This is a genomic window from Pseudomonas persica (assembly GCF_900291015.1).
GTDB lineage: Bacteria > Pseudomonadota > Gammaproteobacteria > Pseudomonadales > Pseudomonadaceae > Aquipseudomonas.
This window is the reverse complement of record NZ_OLKL01000014.1, coordinates 68,601-86,164: the sequence shown is the minus strand read 5'-3', so window position 1 is coordinate 86,164 and position 17,564 is coordinate 68,601. Positions and strand designations below refer to the sequence as shown.

General features: G+C 62.7%; 16 protein-coding genes. 5 read left to right on the top strand and 11 right to left on the bottom strand.

Annotation, left to right across the window (positions count from 1 at the left end):
• Window positions 1-161 precede the first annotated feature (161 nt).
• The gene (locus tag FQ664_RS07105; protein ID WP_144171152.1) at window positions 162-1,511 is read right to left on the bottom strand and encodes a tryptophan--tRNA ligase; all 1,350 of its coding nucleotides are present in this window, start codon (window positions 1,509-1,511) and stop codon (window positions 162-164) included.
• A gap of 25 nt (window positions 1,512-1,536) precedes the next feature.
• Window positions 1,537-2,172 carry an alpha/beta hydrolase gene (locus FQ664_RS07100; RefSeq protein WP_144171150.1) on the bottom strand — a complete coding sequence of 212 codons (636 nt, stop codon included), beginning with the start codon at window positions 2,170-2,172 and terminating at the stop codon, window positions 1,537-1,539.
• A 135-nt stretch (window positions 2,173-2,307) separates the two neighbouring features.
• Here FQ664_RS07100 and FQ664_RS07095 point away from each other — a divergent pair, with 135 nt between their 5' ends.
• Complete coding sequence (locus FQ664_RS07095; protein ID WP_085626500.1) at window positions 2,308-2,745, top strand: Z-ring associated ZapG family protein; 438 nt, start codon at window positions 2,308-2,310, stop codon at window positions 2,743-2,745.
• 162 nt (window positions 2,746-2,907) lie between these two features.
• Here the strand turns inward: FQ664_RS07095 and FQ664_RS07090 are convergent, their stop codons facing one another.
• The gene (locus FQ664_RS07090) at window positions 2,908-4,104 is read right to left on the bottom strand and encodes a methionine gamma-lyase (protein ID WP_144171148.1); all 1,197 of its coding nucleotides are present in this window, start codon (window positions 4,102-4,104) and stop codon (window positions 2,908-2,910) included.
• A gap of 127 nt (window positions 4,105-4,231) precedes the next feature.
• Between FQ664_RS07090 and FQ664_RS07085 the strand changes: the two genes are divergently transcribed.
• Entirely contained in the window at window positions 4,232-4,711 is a 480-nt protein-coding gene (locus tag FQ664_RS07085) for an Lrp/AsnC family transcriptional regulator (RefSeq protein ID WP_016498026.1), read from the top strand.
• Window positions 4,712-4,885: 174 nt separating this feature from the next.
• Here FQ664_RS07085 and cysN read toward each other — a convergent pair whose 3' ends face one another.
• The 3 genes from cysN to FQ664_RS07070 all read right to left on the bottom strand — a co-directional run bounded on the left by cysN (window position 4,886) and on the right by FQ664_RS07070 (window position 8,727).
• Window positions 4,886-6,787 (bottom strand): sulfate adenylyltransferase subunit CysN, encoded by a 1,902-nt coding sequence (cysN, locus tag FQ664_RS07080; protein ID WP_144171146.1) that lies wholly within the window; start codon window positions 6,785-6,787, stop codon window positions 4,886-4,888.
• A gap of 15 nt (window positions 6,788-6,802) precedes the next feature.
• Complete coding sequence (gene cysD, locus FQ664_RS07075; RefSeq protein WP_013974136.1) at window positions 6,803-7,720, bottom strand: sulfate adenylyltransferase subunit CysD; 918 nt, start codon at window positions 7,718-7,720, stop codon at window positions 6,803-6,805.
• A 248-nt stretch (window positions 7,721-7,968) separates the two neighbouring features.
• Window positions 7,969-8,727 (bottom strand): Nif3-like dinuclear metal center hexameric protein, encoded by a 759-nt coding sequence (locus FQ664_RS07070; RefSeq protein ID WP_144171144.1) that lies wholly within the window; start codon window positions 8,725-8,727, stop codon window positions 7,969-7,971.
• A gap of 168 nt (window positions 8,728-8,895) precedes the next feature.
• On the opposite strand from FQ664_RS07070, the gene algW reads away from it, so the two are divergent.
• Window positions 8,896-10,056 carry a Do family serine endopeptidase AlgW gene (gene algW, locus FQ664_RS07065; RefSeq protein ID WP_144171142.1) on the top strand — a complete coding sequence of 387 codons (1,161 nt, stop codon included), beginning with the start codon at window positions 8,896-8,898 and terminating at the stop codon, window positions 10,054-10,056.
• A 216-nt stretch (window positions 10,057-10,272) separates the two neighbouring features.
• Here the strand turns inward: algW and FQ664_RS07060 are convergent, their stop codons facing one another.
• The 4 genes from FQ664_RS07060 to FQ664_RS07045 all read right to left on the bottom strand — a co-directional run bounded on the left by FQ664_RS07060 (window position 10,273) and on the right by FQ664_RS07045 (window position 14,430).
• Window positions 10,273-11,037, bottom strand: a complete 765-nt coding sequence (locus FQ664_RS07060) for an amino acid ABC transporter ATP-binding protein (protein ID WP_003251792.1) — start codon at window positions 11,035-11,037, stop codon at window positions 10,273-10,275.
• Window positions 11,038-11,047: 10 nt separating this feature from the next.
• Window positions 11,048-12,145, bottom strand: a complete 1,098-nt coding sequence (locus FQ664_RS07055; RefSeq protein WP_063913329.1) for an amino acid ABC transporter permease — start codon at window positions 12,143-12,145, stop codon at window positions 11,048-11,050.
• Between the two features lie 10 nt (window positions 12,146-12,155).
• On the bottom strand, window positions 12,156-13,334 hold the full coding sequence (locus tag FQ664_RS07050; RefSeq protein ID WP_144171140.1) for an amino acid ABC transporter permease: 1,179 nt from the start codon (window positions 13,332-13,334) through the stop codon (window positions 12,156-12,158).
• A 67-nt stretch (window positions 13,335-13,401) separates the two neighbouring features.
• Window positions 13,402-14,430, bottom strand: coding sequence for an amino acid ABC transporter substrate-binding protein (locus FQ664_RS07045; protein WP_144171138.1), 1,029 nt, complete (start codon window positions 14,428-14,430; stop codon window positions 13,402-13,404).
• Window positions 14,431-14,762: 332 nt separating this feature from the next.
• Between FQ664_RS07045 and FQ664_RS07040 the strand changes: the two genes are divergently transcribed.
• Window positions 14,763-15,419, top strand: a complete 657-nt coding sequence (locus tag FQ664_RS07040; protein WP_144171136.1) for an alpha/beta hydrolase — start codon at window positions 14,763-14,765, stop codon at window positions 15,417-15,419.
• 101 nt (window positions 15,420-15,520) lie between these two features.
• Window positions 15,521-16,978, top strand: a complete 1,458-nt coding sequence (gene rhlB / locus FQ664_RS07035; RefSeq protein ID WP_144171134.1) for an ATP-dependent RNA helicase RhlB — start codon at window positions 15,521-15,523, stop codon at window positions 16,976-16,978.
• A gap of 137 nt (window positions 16,979-17,115) precedes the next feature.
• Here the strand turns inward: rhlB and moaE are convergent, their stop codons facing one another.
• Window positions 17,116-17,562, bottom strand: coding sequence for a molybdopterin synthase catalytic subunit MoaE (gene moaE / locus FQ664_RS07025; protein ID WP_144171130.1), 447 nt, complete (start codon window positions 17,560-17,562; stop codon window positions 17,116-17,118).
• Between the last annotated feature and the right edge of the window lie 2 nt (window positions 17,563-17,564).

Sequence of the window (17,564 nt, the reverse complement as noted above, 5' to 3'; positions counted from 1 at the left end):
TCGTTAGCGAGGCAACAAAAAACGGGCCGTCACTGTAGCGACAGGCCCGCTTAATGGCAATGCGACTTGCGTCAATATGCCTCATCCAGACCAACTAAGTGCTGGATGGCACCGGCTTTGCCGGTGTTCGCGGGTAAACCCGCTCCTACAGGCGAAATGCCTCAGTCTTGTTGTGGCTGAAGCGCTACACGCAGGCTTTCGATGGCTGCATCACGGGCTTCGGCGTTGTCGAACTGCGGCCCGTCGGCAACCTGCTCGCCGTTCAGCCACAGGCTAAAGCCCAAGCCTTCGACGCGCACATCCGCCTCGCCACCTTGCTGCAGCTGCTTGCTCACGGCGCCGGCGCTCTTGCCGTCGGCGAAGCTGCGCGACAGCAGCAGTTGCTCGCCATCGGCGGCCAGCAGGCGGAAGCGGAAGCTGCCGTCTTCATCACGGAAGCTGACCAAACGCGCGCTCTTGGCGGCCTTCTTCTTCACTTCGGTGCTGGCCTGTACGCTGCTGCGGAACGAACGCAGGCCAACGGCCTCGCGCAGCTGCTCGAGGAACGGCGTGGCGATCTTGCGGGCCTTGGCGGCGCCAGCCAGCAGAATGTCTTCGAGGTCCGCTGGGCGGGCGATCAGTTGGTGGTAGTACTCGCGTTTCTCGGCCAGCTGGCCGTCCAGCAGCTGGAACAGGCGCTGCTTGGCCTCGCCCCAGCCCAGCCCCTGCAGCAGCTCTTCACGGAACTCGGCGCACTGCGCCGGCGTCGAGAAGGCCTGGAACAGAGTGAACAGGTGCGCGTTGTCCGGGTCTTTCGCTTCGCCAGGCGCACGCGAGTCGGTGACGATGCGCGAGATGGCGTCTTTCATGTCCTTGGCGCTGGTGAACAGCGGGATGGTGTTGTCGTAGCTCTTGGACATCTTGCGCCCGTCCAGGCCCGGCAGGGTCGCCACGCTCTCCTCGATCACCGCCTCCGGCAGGGCGAAGAAGTCCTTGCCCTGGCCGAACAGGTGGTTGAAGCGCTGACCGATGTCACGGGCCATTTCCACGTGCTGGATCTGGTCTCGGCCGACCGGCACCTTGTTCGCGTTGAACATCAGGATGTCGGCGGCCATCAGCACTGGATAGCTGTACAGGCCCATGGTCACCCCGGCATCCGGGTCTTCGCCGTTTTCCAGGTTCTTGTCCACCGAGGCCTTGTAGGCATGCGCACGGTTGAGCAGGCCCTTGGCGCTGACGCAGGTCAGCAACCAGGTCAGCTCGGGGATTTCCGGGATGTCGGACTGGCGATAGAAGGTCACCTTGTCCGGATCGAGACCACCGGCCAGCCAGGTGGCGGCGATTTCCAGGCGCGAACGCTGGATGCGCAGCGGGTCGTCGCACTTGATCAGGGCATGGTAATCGGCCAGGAAGTAGAACGAGTCGACACCGGGCTCCTGGCTGGCACGGATCGCCGGGCGGATGGCGCCGGCGTAGTTGCCCAGGTGCGGAGTGCCGGTGGTGGTGATACCGGTGAGAATGCGCGTGGTCATGGGTGTTCGCTTATTCAGGCTTGGCTCAATTCGAAAGGCGCGGCAGCAGCAGATCCTTCAGATCGGTCAGCTTGCCATGGAAGAAGTGTCCGCATTCTGCCACTTTCAGCAGCTCATGGGGGCGCGACAGGCTGTCGGACCAATCGTAAACCAGCTGCGGCGCGACGACTTCGTCGGCGTCCGGCTGCACCACGGTGATCGGGCAGTGCTGCGGCAGCGGAAACTCCGCCGTCAGGCGCATGACCGCCGGGGCGATCATGAACAGTTGCTGCAGCTCTACCCCGGCAGCTTCCAGACGGCCGGCCAGGCTGGTGGCAACGAAGCCGCCGAACGAGAAGCCCATCAGCACCAGCGGCAGGCCCAGGTGTTTTTCACGCAGCCAGGCCGCAGCGGCCTCGGCATCGGCCACCTCGCCAGCGCCCATGTCGTGGGTGCCGGCGCTCTGCCCTACGCCACGGTAGTTGAAACGCAAGGTCACGTAACCGGCGTCACGGGCGGTACGTTGCAGGGTCGAGACCACCTTGTTGAGCATGGTGCCGCCCTGGACCGGGTTGGGGTGGCAGATCAGCACCACGCCACGGGCATTGGCCACGTCCAGGTACAAGGCTTCCAGCTGGCCACTGGGGCCATCGATGAACAAGGGGGTTTCGCGGACAAGCAAGGCACTACTCCGTGACCTCGGGAGGGGTCGATTCGTCTAGGTGAGGAATTCTGTTCTGATTTGCGATCGCTCGCGGTATACAGCGCAGGTCTGAGCCGTTAACGTAAAGCAAAGCCGTTTATAGAGGAAGGACTCGTGGAACTCTCGCTCCTTGTTTGGTTGTTGCCGACCCTGGCCCTGGTCATCGGTGTGGTGGTTGGTTTCGTCGTCGCTCGCCTGCTGCCCAATGCCGCGCCGAGCAGCACCCAACGTCAGCTGGACGATATTCAGAAGCGCTTCGACAGCTACCAGAACGAAGTGGTCACCCACTTCAACAGCACGGCCGTGCTGGTCAAGAAACTGACCCAGAGCTATCAGGACGTACAGGATCACCTGGCCGAAGGGGCCAACAGCCTGGCCCTTGATGACGTTACTCGCCAACGCCTGCTGGCGGCCCTGCACTCCGAGGGCGCGCAAGGCCCACGCGACCGCCTGACACCGCCGAAGGACACCGCCGAAGTGCCTCGCGACTACGCGCCGAAAGCGCCGAACTCGCCGGGCATGCTCGACGAGAGCTACGGGCTCAAGCGTTGATCTGCCGAACATGACAAAGGCCTCGCAAGAGGCCTTTTTTGTGGGCTGGATTCACTGGCCTCTTCGCGGGTAAACCCGCTCCCACAGGGTTGGCGCAGGTTTCAAATACTGCGCTTGACCTGTGGGAGCGGGTTCACCCGCGAAGAGGCCAGCACAGGCCACCTAACGACAAGCCTCAAGCGCCTGCTCGACATCCGCCAGCAGGTCTTCCACATCCTCCAGCCCCACCGACAACCTCACCAGCCCCTCCGAAATCCCGTGATGCGCCCGCTCCTGCGGTGTATAGCTGGAATGGGTCATGCTCGCCGGGTGCTGCGCCAGCGACTCGGCATCGCCCAGGCTCACTGCGCGGGCGAACAGCTGTAGCGCGTTCATGAAGCGCCGGCCAGCCTCGATACCGCCCTTGAGCTCGAAGGCAATCATCCCGCCCGGCAAACGCATCTGCCGCTGCGCCAGCTCGTATTGGGCAAACGACGGCAACCCCGGGTAGTGAATCAGCTCCACCTGCGGCTGCCGGGCCAGAAACTCAGCCACCTGCCGGGCATTGGCGCAATGGCGGTCCATGCGCAGGGCCAAGGTCTTGATCCCGCGCATCAGCAGCGCCGCATCGTGGGGCGACAGCACCGCCCCGGTCATGTCCTTCAGCCCTTCCAGACGGATGCGGTCGACCAGCGCCTTACGCCCCACCACCAGGCCGGCAGTGATATCACCGTGGCCACTGAGGTACTTGGTCGCCGAATGCACCACCAGGTCCGCCCCCAGTTCCAGCGGCCGCTGCAGGTAGGGCGTGCAATAGGTGTTGTCGACCACCACATGCACATCATGCCCGCGCACCGCCTCGGCCACTGCGGCGATATCCACCAGTTGCATGTTGGGGTTGGCCGGCGTTTCGAAGTAGATCATTCGTGTTTTGCTGTTGATCGCCGACTTCAGGGCCTTGGCATCGTTCAGGTCGACATGGCGGATTTTCACGCCGAATTCGCCAATGCCATGGTGCAGGAAGGCAAAGGTGCAGCCGTACAGCGTGCGCCCGACGATCAGCTCGTCACCGGGCCGCAGCAGGGTCCAGATCGTCGAGGTAATGGCCCCCATGCCCGACGCCAATGCCAACCCCGCCTCGCCGCCCTCCAGCGAGGCCATGCGCTGTTCCAGCAGGGCCAAGGTCGGGTTGGAGATGCGGCTGTAGAAATGCCCCGGTTCCTCCCCGGCGAAGCACGCAGCGCCGTATTCCACCGAGGGGAAGGCATAGGTAGCGGTCTGGTACACCGGCGGCACCAGGGCGCCACCGTGGGAAAGCGGGTCGTAGCCATGATGAATGGCCCGCGTGGAAAAACCGGTGTTGTTATGGGAGTCGCGCATGGCAACAGCCTCTTGTGGTTTGCTATAAGCTTATGCCACCGCGCTGCCCGATTTTTTCCAAAATGGCCCACGCATCCGCGTGCTTGTTGGAACAAAAACAATAATTACCTGACCAGGAGGGCAAAACATGCCTTCAAGCCTCGACCGCACCGACCGCGCCCTGCTGGCGGCCCTGCAGGACAACGCCCGCCTCACCGTTGCCGAACTTGCCGACCAGGTAGCGCTAACCACCTCGCCGTGCTGGCGGCGGGTCAAGTTGCTGGAGGACAACGGCTACATCACCGGCTACCAGGCCATCCTCTCGCCCAAGTCGCTGGGGTTTGGCGTGACCGCGTTCGTCAGCATCATGATGGACTCGCACACCAAGGACATGGCGCTGGCGTTCGAGCAGCGGCTGATGGAAATTCCCGAGATTGTCGCCTGCCACAATATCTCCGGGCGCTACGACTTCTTGCTGGAGATTCTGGCGCGGGATCTGGAGTCGTTTGGCGAGTTCACCCGGGAAGTGCTGCAGCGGTTGCCGGGGGTGAAGGAGATCTACTCGAGTTTTTCCTACAAGGCAGTGAAGGAACGGCGGGTGATACCGGTGTCGGAAAAACACATCTGAACGACATGCACAGTCCATGCGGGAACAACTGCCTTGCTCAAAATCCAAAGCTCGCGCAATCCTTTGTGGGAGCGCCCTTTCGCGACACAAGGCCACACAAGAGACCCGCGCATGTATGCCGGGCAAAGAAACAAAAAACCCCGCCGAAGCGGGGTTTTTCTTGCAGGCTAGCGCTTAGATCGCACCACGCTGACGCAGCACGTCCAGCACCTGTTTCACGCCCTCGTCCACACTGGTGGCCTGGGTGTCGATCACAAGGTCTGCGTCCAGCGGCACATCGTACGGGAAGCTTTCGCCCGGGATGTTGTCGCCACCAGCCGCGTACAGGCCTTGTGGGTCACGCTCGCGGCAGGCCAGCGGCGAGGCCTGGACGTAAACGGTCAGCAGGCGCTCCTTGCCGATCAACGCCTTGGCCTGTTCGCGGCCTTCGGCATCCGGGGCCACGAACGCGGCCAGGGTCAGCAGGCCGGCTTCGTTGAACTGGCGCGCCACATGGGCGGCGCGGCGCCAGTTCTCGGTGCGGCCGGCGCGGTCCTGTGGCAGGCCCTTGTTCAGGTCGTGGCGCAGGTTCTGGCCGTCGAGCACGTACACCGCACGGCCCATGTCGAACAGCTTGCGCTCCACGGCGTAGGCCAGGGTGCTCTTGCCAGCGCCGGACAGGCCGCTGAACAGCACGGTGGCAGGCTGCTGGCCGAAGCGCAAGGCGCGCTCTTCGGTGGCCACATGGCACAGCTTGCCATGATGGCCGGTGCTGCCGTGCGGCAGCACTGGCGGGGCGATGATCATGCCGGCGCCGACGGTACCGTTGGTCAGACGGTCGATGACGATGAACGCACCGGTGGTGCGGTTGCTGTCGTAACCGTCCAGGGCGATCGAGGCATCCAGCGCGACCTTGACGCGGCCGATCTCGTTCAGTTGCAGCGCGCTGGCAGCGCCCTGTTCCAGGGTATTCACATCGACCTTGTGGGTGATGCTGGCAATCGAGCCCGGCACGTAGCTGGTGGCGCGCTTGATGTCGTACTTCTTGCCCGGAAGCATCGGCTCCTCGGCCATCCACACCAGCATCGCATCGAACTGGTCGGTTACCGGTGGGACGTTATCGGCGTGTACCAGCAGGTCGCCACGGGAGATGTCGATCTCGTCTTCCATGGTCAGGGTCACAGCCTGGCCAGGGCCGGCGTTTTCCAGCTCACCTTCGTAGGTGACGATGGACTTGACCCGGCTGCTCTTGCCCGACGGCAGCACGACGATTTCGTCACCTTTGTGCACTACGCCGCTGGCGATGGTGCCGGCGAAGCCACGGAAGTTCAGGTTCGGACGGTTGACGTACTGCACCGGGAACCGCAGGTCGGTGAAGTTGCGGTCGGCCGACACTTCGACGGTTTCGAGGATTTCCATCAGCGTCGGGCCGGCGTACCACGGCGATTGCTCGCTGTGGTTGACCACGTTGTCACCCTTGAGCGCAGACATCGGCACGAAGTGCAGGCTGCTCGGGCTCAGGTTGATGGCTTCGGCGAACTTCAGGTAGTCGGCCTTGATCGACTCGAACACGCCCTGGTCGAAGCCCTTGAGGTCCATCTTGTTGACCGCGACCACGATGTGCTTGATGCCCAGCAACGAGGCAATGTAGCTGTGACGGCGGGTCTGGGTCTGCACGCCGTAGCGGGCGTCGACCAGGATGATGGCCAGGTCGCAGGTGGACGCGCCGGTGGCCATGTTGCGGGTGTACTGCTCGTGGCCCGGGGTATCGGCGATGATGAACTTGCGCTTGGCGGTGGAGAAGTAGCGGTAGGCGACATCGATGGTGATGCCCTGCTCGCGCTCGGCCTGCAGGCCGTCGACCAGCAGCGCCAGGTCGACTTCCTCACCGGTGGTGCCGACTTTCTTCGAATCACGGGTGATGGCCTCGAGGTGGTCCTCGTAGATCATCTTCGAGTCGTGCAGCAGGCGCCCGATCAGGGTGCTCTTGCCGTCGTCGACGTTGCCGCAGGTTAGGAAGCGCAGCAGTTCCTTGCGCTCGTGCTGGGCCAGGTAGGCGAGGATGTCCTCGCTGATCAGATCAGATTGGTGCGACATGGAGTAACCCTGAAATTAGAAGTAGCCTTGGCGTTTCTTGTCTTCCATGGAACCGGCGCCATCGTGGTCGATGACACGGCCCTGGCGTTCGGACGTACGGGTCAGGAGCATTTCCTGGATGATGTCCGTCAGGGTCTCGGCTTCCGACTCGACAGCACCCGTCAACGGGTAGCAGCCGAGGGTACGGAAACGCACCTTCTTCTTGACGATGCGCGCTTTCTCTTCATCGGTGAGATGTTCGAGGATGCGCTCGTCGTCGATCATGATCAGGGTGCCATTCTTCTCGATGACCTCACGCTCGGCGGCGAAGTACAGAGGCACGATCGGGATGCCTTCGAGGTAGATGTACTGCCAGATGTCCAGCTCGGTCCAGTTCGACAGCGGGAAGACGCGGATCGACTCGCCCTTGTTGACCTTGCCGTTGTACACGTTCCACAGTTCCGGGCGCTGGTTCTTCGGGTCCCAGCGGTGCTTGCTGTCACGGAACGAGTAGACGCGCTCCTTGGCCCGCGACTTCTCTTCGTCGCGGCGCGCGCCACCGAAGGCGGCGTCGAAACCATGCTTGTCCAGCGCCTGCTTCAGGCCCTGGGTCTTCATGATGTCGGTGTGCTTGGAGCTGCCATGGGTGAACGGGTTGATACCCTGTGCCACACCCTCGGGGTTGACGTGGGTGATCAGCTCCAGGCCCATTTCCTCGACCATCTTGTCGCGGAAGCTGTACATCTCCTGGAATTTCCACTGGGTGTCGACGTGCATCACCGGGAACGGCAGCTTGCCCGGGAAGAAGGCCTTGCGCGCCAGGTGCAGCATCACGGCGGAATCCTTGCCGATCGAGTACAGCATCACCGGGTTGTCGAACTCGGCGGCCACCTCGCGGATGATATGGATGCTCTCCGCCTCCAGCTGTTTCAAGTGCGTCAGTTTGTCGACCATGGCTACTCACGAAAAACGATCTTATGGACGGCCTGCGGGCCGTGTTCGAGCGAGCCACTTTATCACAGCGGCTTCTTCTATTTAGAAGGCTGGCTAGATCGAAAAAGTCTAACGATATGACTGGGGGTTTGGGGCTGGCGAGCCCGGCCTTTTCGCGGGTAAACCCGCGCCCACAGGTACTGCATTGCCTCAGGCTTGATGCGATCCCTGTGGGAGCGGGTTTACCCGCGAAGCAAGCGACGCCGGTCTCAGATCGGATTCGGACAATCGATGAACAGGTGTTCCACGGCAAATCGCCGCGCCAGGTAGTCGCCCAGCGCCTGCACCCCATAGCGCTCGGTGGCATGGTGCCCGGCGGCAATGAAGCTGACACCATTCTCGCGGGCACTATGATAGGTCTGCTCCGACGCCTCGCCGGTCAGGTACAGGTCTACCCCGGCCGCGATCGCCGTGTCGATGTAGCCCTGCCCGCCCCCGGTGCACCAGCCGACCCGACGGATCATCTGCTCGCCTTCGACCAGCAACGGCTCACGCCCCAGCACCTCCCGCACCCGCCGGGCGAAGTCGCGCGCGGTCACGGGCTCGGCCAGCGAGCCGACCAGCCCGACCACCTTGGGGTTCTCCGGGTCCAGCGGCCCTTCGACGGTGATGTCCAGCTGCCGCGCCAGTTGCACGTTGTTGCCCACGTCCGGGTGCAGGTCCAGCGGCAGGTGGAACGCCAGCAGACTGATGTCGTTGTTCAACAGGGTCTTCAGCCGGCGCTGGCGGATGCCGGTGACGCACGGGTTCTCACCTTTCCAGAAATAGCCATGGTGCACCAGCACCAGGTCGGCCTCGGCCTCGACCGCCGCATCCAGCAACGCCTGGCTGGCGGTGACACCGCTGACGATGCGGCTGACCTGCGGCCGGCCTTCTACCTGCAGGCCGTTGGGGCAATAATCCTGGATCCTCGCGCTGCCCAGGTAACGCTCGGCTTCCTCGACCAGGGTGTTCAGAGCGACGGCCATGAAAATCTCCTCGAAATCTGCGTTTTTCTCGGGCACAACGCCCATGCAACGCCCGTATAATGCCGGCCATTATGAGCCGTCGCCGGCACTGGGGGAACCGGTGTATGATCGCGCGCGCTCATGCCCCACCGCGCGGCCACCGTCCCTCGCTCTTTCCAGGATTCACTCATGTTCAAGGCTTTGCGTTACTTTGGCTGGCCCCTGCTTACCGGCCTACTGATCGCCATGCTGATCATCCAGCGCTTCCCGGAATGGGTCGGCCTGCCCAGCCAGGACGTCAACCTGCAGCAGGCCCCACAGACCTCGCGGATCATGCAGGGCCCGGTGTCCTACGCCGATGCCGTGACCCTGGCCGCCCCGGCGGTGGTCAACCTGTACACCACCAAGGTGGTGAACAAAAGCGCCCACCCGCTGTTCGAAGACCCGCAGTTCCGCCGCTTCTTCGGTGACAACCTGCCCAAGCAGCGCCGCTGGGAATCGAGCCTGGGCTCGGCGGTGATCATGAGCCCCGAGGGCTACCTGCTGACCAACAACCACGTCACCAGTGGCGCCGACCAGATCGTCGTGGCCCTGAAGGATGGCCGCGAAACCTTGGCCCGGGTGATTGGTAGCGACCCGGAAACCGATCTGGCGGTGCTGAAGATCGACCTGAAGAGCTTACCGGCGATCACCATCGGCCGTTCCGACAACATTCACATCGGCGACGTGTCGCTGGCCATCGGCAACCCGTTCGGCGTCGGCCAGACCGTGACCATGGGCATTATCAGCGCCACCGGTCGTAACCAGCTGGGCCTGAACAACTACGAAGACTTCATCCAGACCGATGCGGCGATCAACCCGGGCAACTCCGGTGGTGCGCTGGTGGATGCCAACGGCAACCTGATCGGCATCAACACCGCGATCTTCTCCAAGTCGGGCGGCTCGCAGGGCATCGGTTTTGCCATCCCGGTAAAACTGGCACTGGAGGTGATGAAATCGATCGTCGAGCACGGCCAGGTCATCCGTGGCTGGCTGGGCATCGAGGTACAGCCGCTGAGCCAGGAGCTGGCCGAGTCGTTCGGCATGAAGGACCGCCCGGGCATCGTGGTGGCAGGTATCTTCCGCGAAGGGCCGGCGGCGAAGGCCGGGTTGCAGCTGGGTGACGTGATCCTGAGCATCAACGGCGAGCCAGCCGGTGACGGGCGCAAGTCGATGAACCAGGTGGCGCGGATCAAGCCCAACGAGAAGATCACCATCGAGGTGATGCGCAATGGGCAGCAGTTGAAGCTGATCGCCGAGGTGGGGCTGCGGCCACCGCCGGCGCCGGCAGTGGCGAAAGAAGAGAAGTAAGGCTCCGATCTGGTGTCTGGGGCTGCTTCGCAGCCCATCGCCGGCAAGCCAGCTCCCACAGGTACTGCACAGGGCTTGAGGCCGGTGCTATCCCTGTGGGAGATCACCCAGCCCTTTGGGCTGCGCTGTCGCGTAGAGAACTCTATTCGCAAGCGCGACGCGGCCTCTGTGGGAGCTGGCTTGCCGGCGATGGGCCGCAAAGCGGCCCCAACAGCATCAATGCAGGATCTGGCTCAGGAATAACTTGGTCCGGTCACTGCGCGGCCGGTCGAAGAAGTCATCCGGCGCCGCCTGCTCGACGATCTCGCCCTTGTCCATGAAGATCACCCGGTTCGCCACAGTCCGGGCAAAGCCCATCTCGTGGGTCACGCAGAGCATGGTCATGCCATCCTCGGCCAGGCCCACCATGGTATCGAGCACTTCCTTGACCATTTCCGGGTCCAGCGCCGAGGTCGGTTCGTCGAACAGCATGATCTTCGGCTTCATGCACAACGCACGGGCAATCGCCACACGCTGCTGCTGGCCACCGGACAACTGCCCCGGGTACTTGTGCGCCTGCTCCGGAATACGCACCCGCTCCAGGTAGTGCATGGCGATTTCCTCGGCCTTGCGCCGTGGCATCTTGCGCACCCACATCGGCGCCAGGGTGCAGTTCTCCAGGATGCTCAGGTGCGGAAACAGGTTGAAGTGCTGGAACACCATGCCCACCTCGCGGCGGATGGCCTCGATCTGCTTCAGGTCATTGGTCAGCTCCACACCATCGACCACGATGCGCCCCTGCTGATGCTCTTCCAGGCGGTTGAGGCAACGGATGGTGGTGGACTTGCCCGACCCGGACGGCCCGCACAGCACGATGCGCTCGCCCTGGCGCACATTCAGGTTGATGTCCTTGAGCACATGGAACTGGCCGTACCACTTGTTCACGCCCTGCATCTGGATGATGCCTTCGGGGCCGGCAGGCTGCTTGATCGCTTCACTCATTTCGAAACTCCTAACGCTTGTGGCCAGTGTCCAGCTTGCGCTCCAGATGCATGGAGTAGCGGGACATACCGAAACAGAAAATCCAGAACACCAGGGCGGCGAACACGTAGCCCTCGGTGGCCATACCCAGCCAGGCCGGGTCGGCGGCGGCTTGCTTGACACTGTTCAGCAGGTCGAACAGGCCGATGATGATCACCAGGCTGGTGTCCTTGAACAGGGCAATGAAGGTGTTGACGATGCCGGGGATCACCAGCTTGAGCGCCTGCGGCAGAATCACCAGGCCCATCGCCCGCCAGTAGCCCAGGCCCATGGCCGCAGCGGCTTCGTACTGGCCCTTGGGGATGGCCTGCAGGCCGCCACGCACCACCTCGGCGATGTACGCCGACTGGAACAGGATCACGCCGATCATCGCCCGCAGCAGCTTGTCGAAGCTCATGCCCTCGGGCAGGAACAACGGCAGCATCACCGAAGACATGAACAGCACCGTGATCAACGGCACGCCGCGCCAGAACTCGATGAAGGTCACGCACACCACCTTCACTGCCGGCATCCTCGAACGCCGCCCCAGGGCCAGCAGGATGCCCAGCGGCAAGGCGCCGACGATGCCCACGGTGGCGATCACCAGGGTCAGCATCAGCCCGCCCCACTGGCTGGTCGCTACGTTTTCCAGGCCCAGGACGCCCCCGTGCAGCAGGGTGTAGGCCAGCACCGGGTACAGCACCAGGAAGCCCAGGCCGTAGAAGGCCTTGCGCGGGAAACGCTTGATGAACAGTGGCGCGGCGCCGAGCACGGCAAGCCACACGGTCAGGTCCACGCGCCAGCGCAACTCGGCCGGGTAGTAGCCGTACATGAACTGGCCGAAGCGCTGCTGCACGAACACCCAGCAGGCGCCCTCCTTGGTGCAGTCGGCACGGGTGGTGCCGACCCAGTTGGCGTCAAGCAACGCCCACTGCAGCAACGGTGGCACGATCAGCCACACCAGGTAGATGGCAAACAGGGTCAGCAGCGTGTTGAGCCAGCTGGAGAACAGATTGGCACGCATCCATGCGAGCACGCCGACGGTTTTCACCGGTGGCGGCATGTCGGGTTTGAAAACATGGGCATTCACGGGCGTATCCTCATCGCTCGATCAGCGCAATGCGCTTGTTGTACCAGTTCATCAGCAGCGAAATGCTGATGCTGATGGCGAGATAGACACTCATGGTGATGGCAATCACCTCGATGGCCTGACCGGTCTGGTTGAGCACGGTACCGGCGAACAGCGAGACCATCTCCGGGTAGCCGATACCGGCCGCCAGCGACGAGTTCTTCGCCAGGTTCAGGTACTGGCTGGTCAGCGGCGGAATGATCACCCGTAGAGCCTGAGGGATGATCACCTTGCGCAGGGTCGGGCCCTCGCGCAGGCCTAGCGAGCGCGCGGCCTCGGTCTGGCCATGGCTGACCGAACGGATACCGGAACGCACGATCTCGGCGATGAACGCTGCGGTATAAATGGTCAACGCCAGGGTCAACGCCAGCAGCTCGGGGATCAGCACCCAGCCGCCGACGAAGTTGAATCCTTTCAATTGCGGCACTTCCCAGTGCACCGGGCTGCCGAACAGCAGTACGCAAACGCCCGGAATGGCGATGAACAGCGCCAGCCCCACCCAGAACTTGTGGAACGGCACGCCAGTCTCGTCGAAACGCTTGTTGGCATAGCGCACCATGACCACGATGGCCAGCAGCGCCAGGATCAGGGCTACGACGAACGGCCAGAAGCCTTCGGCCATGGCCGCGCCGGGCATGTTCAGGCCACGGTTGCTGATGAAGAAGGTGTCGTCGATATTGATACTGCCCCGCGGTCCCGGCAGGGTCAGGAACACGGCGAAGTACCAGAACAGGATCTGCAACAACGGCGGGATGTTGCGGAAAGTTTCCACATACACGGTCGCCAGTTTGCTGATCATCCAGTTCGGCGACAACCGCGCCACACCGATGATGAAACCGAGGATGGTCGCCAGCACCACGCCGATGAAGGTCACCAGCAGGGTGTTGAGCAGGCCGATGACGAACACTCGCGCATAGCTGTCGGATTCCACGTAGGGGATCAGATGCTGAGCGATGCCGAAGCCGGCACTGCGGTCGAGGAAGTCGAAGCCCGAGGTGATGCCCCGGTGTTGCAGGTTGGTTTGCGTGTTGTGGAACAGATACCAGCCCAGACCGACCACGAAGACTATCGTGAGAATCTGGAACAGCCACGCGCGCACACGTGGATCGCTCAGGGATAACCCCTTTTGTGCGCCGATTCGATTTTGCATGAAGTGCCCCGGACAGTAGGGTTCCGAACAGCCTGCGGCGGCGGGATGCCGCCGCAGGGTGCAGCCATCAGCGCACAGGTGGCGCGTACTGGATGCCGCCGTTGTTCCACAGGGCGTTCATGCCACGGTCGATCTTCAGGTCGGTGCCCTGGCCCAGGTTCTTCTCGAACACTTCGCCGTAGTTACCGACTTGCTTCACGATTTGCACTACCCAGTCCTTGGGCAGCTTGAGGTCCTTGCCGTACTCGCCATCCGCGCCCAGCAGGCGGGCGACGTCCGGGTTCTTGGTGCTTTTGGCTTCGGCCTCGACATTCTTCGAGGTGACGCCCGCCTCTTCGGAGTTGAGCATGGCGAACAGGGTCCACTTGACGATGCTGAACCATTCTTCGTCGCCTTTACGCACCACCGGGCCCAACGGTTCCTTGGAAATGGTTTCCGGCAGTACCACGTACTCGGTCGGCGCGGCCAGCTTGGAGCGCTGGGCGAACAACTGTGACTTGTCCGAGGTCAGCACGTCGCAACGGCCCGATTCCAGCGATTTGGCACTCTCGTCCGAGGTGTCGAAGGTGATCGGGGTGTACTTCAGGCCATTGGCGCGGAAGTAGTCCGACACGTTCAGCTCGGTGGTGGTACCGGCCTGGATGCAGATGGTCGCGCCATCGAGTTCCTTGGCGCTGGATACCCCCAGCTTTTTGTTGGCCAGGAAGCCAACGCCGTCGTAGTAGGTAACACCGGCGAATACCAGGCCCATGCCGGCATCACGCGAACTGGTCCAGGTGGTGTTGCGCGACAGCACGTCGACTTCGCCCGACTGCAGCGCGGTGAAGCGTTCCTTGGCGTTGAGCTGGCTGAACTTGACCTTGGTGGCGTCACCGAACACGGCGGCGGCCACGGCGCGGCACACGTCAGCGTCGATGCCAACGATCTTGCCCTGCGCATCAGGTACCGAGAAGCCTGGGAGACCGTCGCTCACGCCACACTGGACGAAGCCCTTCTTCTTTACCGCATCGAGGGTGGCGCCGGCCTGGGCGTTGCTCACGGCGCCCAGTGCGGCGGCAGCGGTCAGGACTGCCAGGGTGGTTTTCAACATCTTCATTCACAACCTCCAAATCGCTCTTGTTGTATCGAGCCGGAATTGCACCGCACCCTTTTGAGGCGTGTCCGACCCGTATTGGCTTGTTATTGGGTCAAATGGCGCAATGGACTGTTCTGTGACAGCCTTCGCGTGCTAAGGGTGTTACCGTCACGGCCTGCCCTTTGCATCACAGGTTGAGTTGCAAAGCGCGTACCAAAATTTCTGGCTGTAGCGTTTAAGCGCTCGTCAAGTAGGGAAAGTTGTATCGTTGCGACATTCTTTTTCAGACAATCATTGCCAGCGCCTTCTTTTCACGCACGCCATAACAAGACCCGCACACTTTCGGAGCAGTCATGACCAACCCACTGATTCTCGAACCACAGAAAACCGCAGATGCCTGTGTGATCTGGTTGCACGGTCTGGGTGCCGATCGTTACGACTTCCTACCAGTGGCCGAATTCATGCAGGAACGCCTGTTCAGCACCCGTTTCGTCATGCCCCAGGCACCCACCCGCCCGGTAACCATCAACGGCGGCTATGCCATGCCCAGCTGGTATGACATCAAGGCCATGACCCCGGCCCGCGCCATCGACGAAGTGCAGCTGGAAGAATCGGCCGAGCAGCTCATTGCCCTGATCAAGGCCGAGCAGGCCAAGGGCATCAGCCTGTCGCGGATCTTCCTGGCCGGTTTCTCCCAGGGCGGTGCGGTGGTGTTGCACACTGCCTATATAAGGTGGCAAGAAGCGCTGGGTGGCGTGATCGCCCTGTCCACCTACGCCCCCACCTTCAACGACCAGCATCAGTTGAGCGCCTGCCAGCAGCGCACCCCGGCCCTGTGCCTGCACGGCGCGCACGACTCGGTGGTGATCCCGTCCATGGGCCGCACCGCCTTCGAGTACCTGAATAGCTGGGGCGTCGCCGCCCGCTGGCACGAATACCCGATGGAACATGAAGTGGTGGTGGAAGAGTTGAACGACATCCACGACTGGCTGGGCAAGCAATTGCAATAAGCCAGGGCAGCCTGTAGTTGTGAGGCTATTCCACTACGCCGCGCCTGAATCTTGCATTACACTGCCCGGCGTACATTCCTTAACCAGTTGATGAGACGATCGTGCTCAAGGCACTCAAGAAAATATTCGGCAAGGGAGACGCCACGCCACAGGCCGGCGCTCCTGCTGCCAGCGTAACGCCGCCTGCACCCGCGCCCGCCAGCGAAGCCCGGCCCGCAGCAAAACCGGCCACCCCATGCGCCACCCCCAAGGCTGAACAGCCCGCCGCCGTTACGCCAGCCGCCGACAAGCCGGCCAAGGACAAACCGCGTCAGGAGCGCAAGCCCAAGCCGCAGGCCAGCCTGTGGAAACCGGAAGACTTCGTGGTCGAGCCGCACGAAGGCAAGACCCGCTTCCACGACTTCAAGCTGTCCAACGAGCTGATGCACGCCATCCACGACCTGGGCTTCCCATACTGCACGCCGATCCAGGCACAGGTGCTGGGTTACACCCTGCGTGGCCAGGACGCCATCGGCCGGGCCCAGACCGGTACCGGCAAGACTGCGGCGTTCCTGATCTCGATCATTTCCCAGCTGCAGCAGACGCCGCCGCCGAAGGAACGCTACATGGGCGAGCCACGCGCGCTGATCATCGCGCCCACCCGCGAGCTGGTGGTGCAGATCGCCAAGGACGCCATCGCCCTGACCAAGTACACCGGCCTGAACGTGATGAGCTTCGTTGGTGGCATGGACTTCGACAAGCAGCTCAAGGCCCTGGAAGCGCGCCACTGCGACATTTTGGTGGCCACTCCAGGCCGTCTGCTGGACTTCAACCAGCGCGGCGAGGTGCACCTGGACATGGTCGAGGTCATGGTGCTGGACGAAGCCGACCGCATGCTCGACATGGGCTTCATCCCCCAGGTGCGCCAGATCATTCGCCAGACGCCGCCGAAAAGCGAGCGCCAGACCCTGCTGTTCTCCGCCACCTTCACCGACGACGTGATGAACCTGGCCAAGCAGTGGACCACCAACCCGGCCATCGTCGAGATCGAGCCGGAGAACGTGGCCAGCGAAACGGTGGAACAGCACGTGTATGCGGTGGCCGGCAGCGACAAGTACAAGCTGCTGTACAACCTGGTGACCCAGAACAAGTGGGAACGGGTGATGGTGTTCGCCAACCGCAAGGACGAAGTGCGGCGCATCGAGGAAAAGCTGGTGCGCGACGGCATCAATGCCGCGCAGTTGTCGGGCGATGTGCCACAGCACAAGCGTATCCGTACCCTGGAGAACTTCCGCGAAGGGCGTATCACCGTGCTGGTGGCCACCGACGTGGCGGGGCGTGGTATTCACATCGATGGCATCAGCCACGTGATCAACTTCACCCTGCCGGAAGACGCGGACGACTACGTGCACCGCATTGGCCGGACCGGCCGAGCGGGCACCAGTGGTGTGTCGATCAGCTTTGCCGGCGAGGACGACTCGTACCAGCTGCCGTCGATCGAAGAGCTGCTGGGGCGCAAGATCAAGTGTGAAATGCCGCCGGATGAGCTACTGAAGCCGGTGCCTCGTAAACACCACTGATGCTGGGGCTGCTTTGCAGCCCAATCGCCGGCAAGCCGGCTCCCACAGGTACTGCACAGTTGCCGAAACCTGTGCAGTACCTGTGGGAGCTGGCTTGCCGGCGATCCGGGGCTCCGCCCCGGCCATCAAACAAGGATCTACCAGCGCCCCGCCGCATCCTGGTCACTCTGCTTCCCTTCCACCCACCTTGCCCCTTCCTGGGTATTCTCCTTCTTCCAGAACGGCGCCCGGGTCTTCAGGTAGTCCATGATGAAGTTGCAGGCCTCGAACGCTGCCTGCCGATGGGCACTGGCCACACCAACGAACACGATCGGCTCGCCCGGCTCCAGCGCACCGATGCGGTGCAGCACTTCGACCTTGAGCAACGGCCAGCGCTGCTCGGCCTCGACCACGATCTTGGCCAGGGCTTTTTCGGTCATGCCCGGATAGTGCTCGAGGAACATCCCCGCCACTTCGCGGCCATCGTTGAAGTCCCGCACATAGCCGACAAAACCGACCACCGCACCCACGCCGACATTGGCCGCATGCATGGCATTGGTCTCGGCCCCCGGGTCGAAGGCGCCTTCGTGTACTCGCACAGCCATGT

Bases quoted from the DNA above. Each gene is read 5' to 3' on its own strand.
- FQ664_RS07105 (WP_144171152.1), bottom strand. From the start codon at position 1,511: ATGACCACGCGCATTCTCACCGGTATCACCACCACCGGCACTCCGCAC.
- FQ664_RS07090 (WP_144171148.1), bottom strand. From the start codon at position 4,104: ATGCGCGACTCCCATAACAACACCGGTTTTTCCACGCGGGCCATTCAT.
- FQ664_RS07085 (WP_016498026.1), top strand. From the start codon at position 4,232: ATGCCTTCAAGCCTCGACCGCACCGACCGCGCCCTGCTGGCGGCCCTG.
- cysN (WP_144171146.1), bottom strand. From the start codon at position 6,787: ATGTCGCACCAATCTGATCTGATCAGCGAGGACATCCTCGCCTACCTG.
- cysD (WP_013974136.1), bottom strand. From the start codon at position 7,720: ATGGTCGACAAACTGACGCACTTGAAACAGCTGGAGGCGGAGAGCATC.
- FQ664_RS07070 (WP_144171144.1), bottom strand. From the start codon at position 8,727: ATGGCCGTCGCTCTGAACACCCTGGTCGAGGAAGCCGAGCGTTACCTG.
- algW (WP_144171142.1), top strand. From the start codon at position 8,896: ATGTTCAAGGCTTTGCGTTACTTTGGCTGGCCCCTGCTTACCGGCCTA.
- FQ664_RS07060 (WP_003251792.1), bottom strand. From the start codon at position 11,037: ATGAGTGAAGCGATCAAGCAGCCTGCCGGCCCCGAAGGCATCATCCAG.
- FQ664_RS07050 (WP_144171140.1), bottom strand. From the start codon at position 13,334: ATGCAAAATCGAATCGGCGCACAAAAGGGGTTATCCCTGAGCGATCCA.
- FQ664_RS07045 (WP_144171138.1), bottom strand. From the start codon at position 14,430: ATGAAGATGTTGAAAACCACCCTGGCAGTCCTGACCGCTGCCGCCGCA.
- FQ664_RS07040 (WP_144171136.1), top strand. From the start codon at position 14,763: ATGACCAACCCACTGATTCTCGAACCACAGAAAACCGCAGATGCCTGT.
- moaE (WP_144171130.1), bottom strand. From the start codon at position 17,562: ATGGCTGTGCGAGTACACGAAGGCGCCTTCGACCCGGGGGCCGAGACC.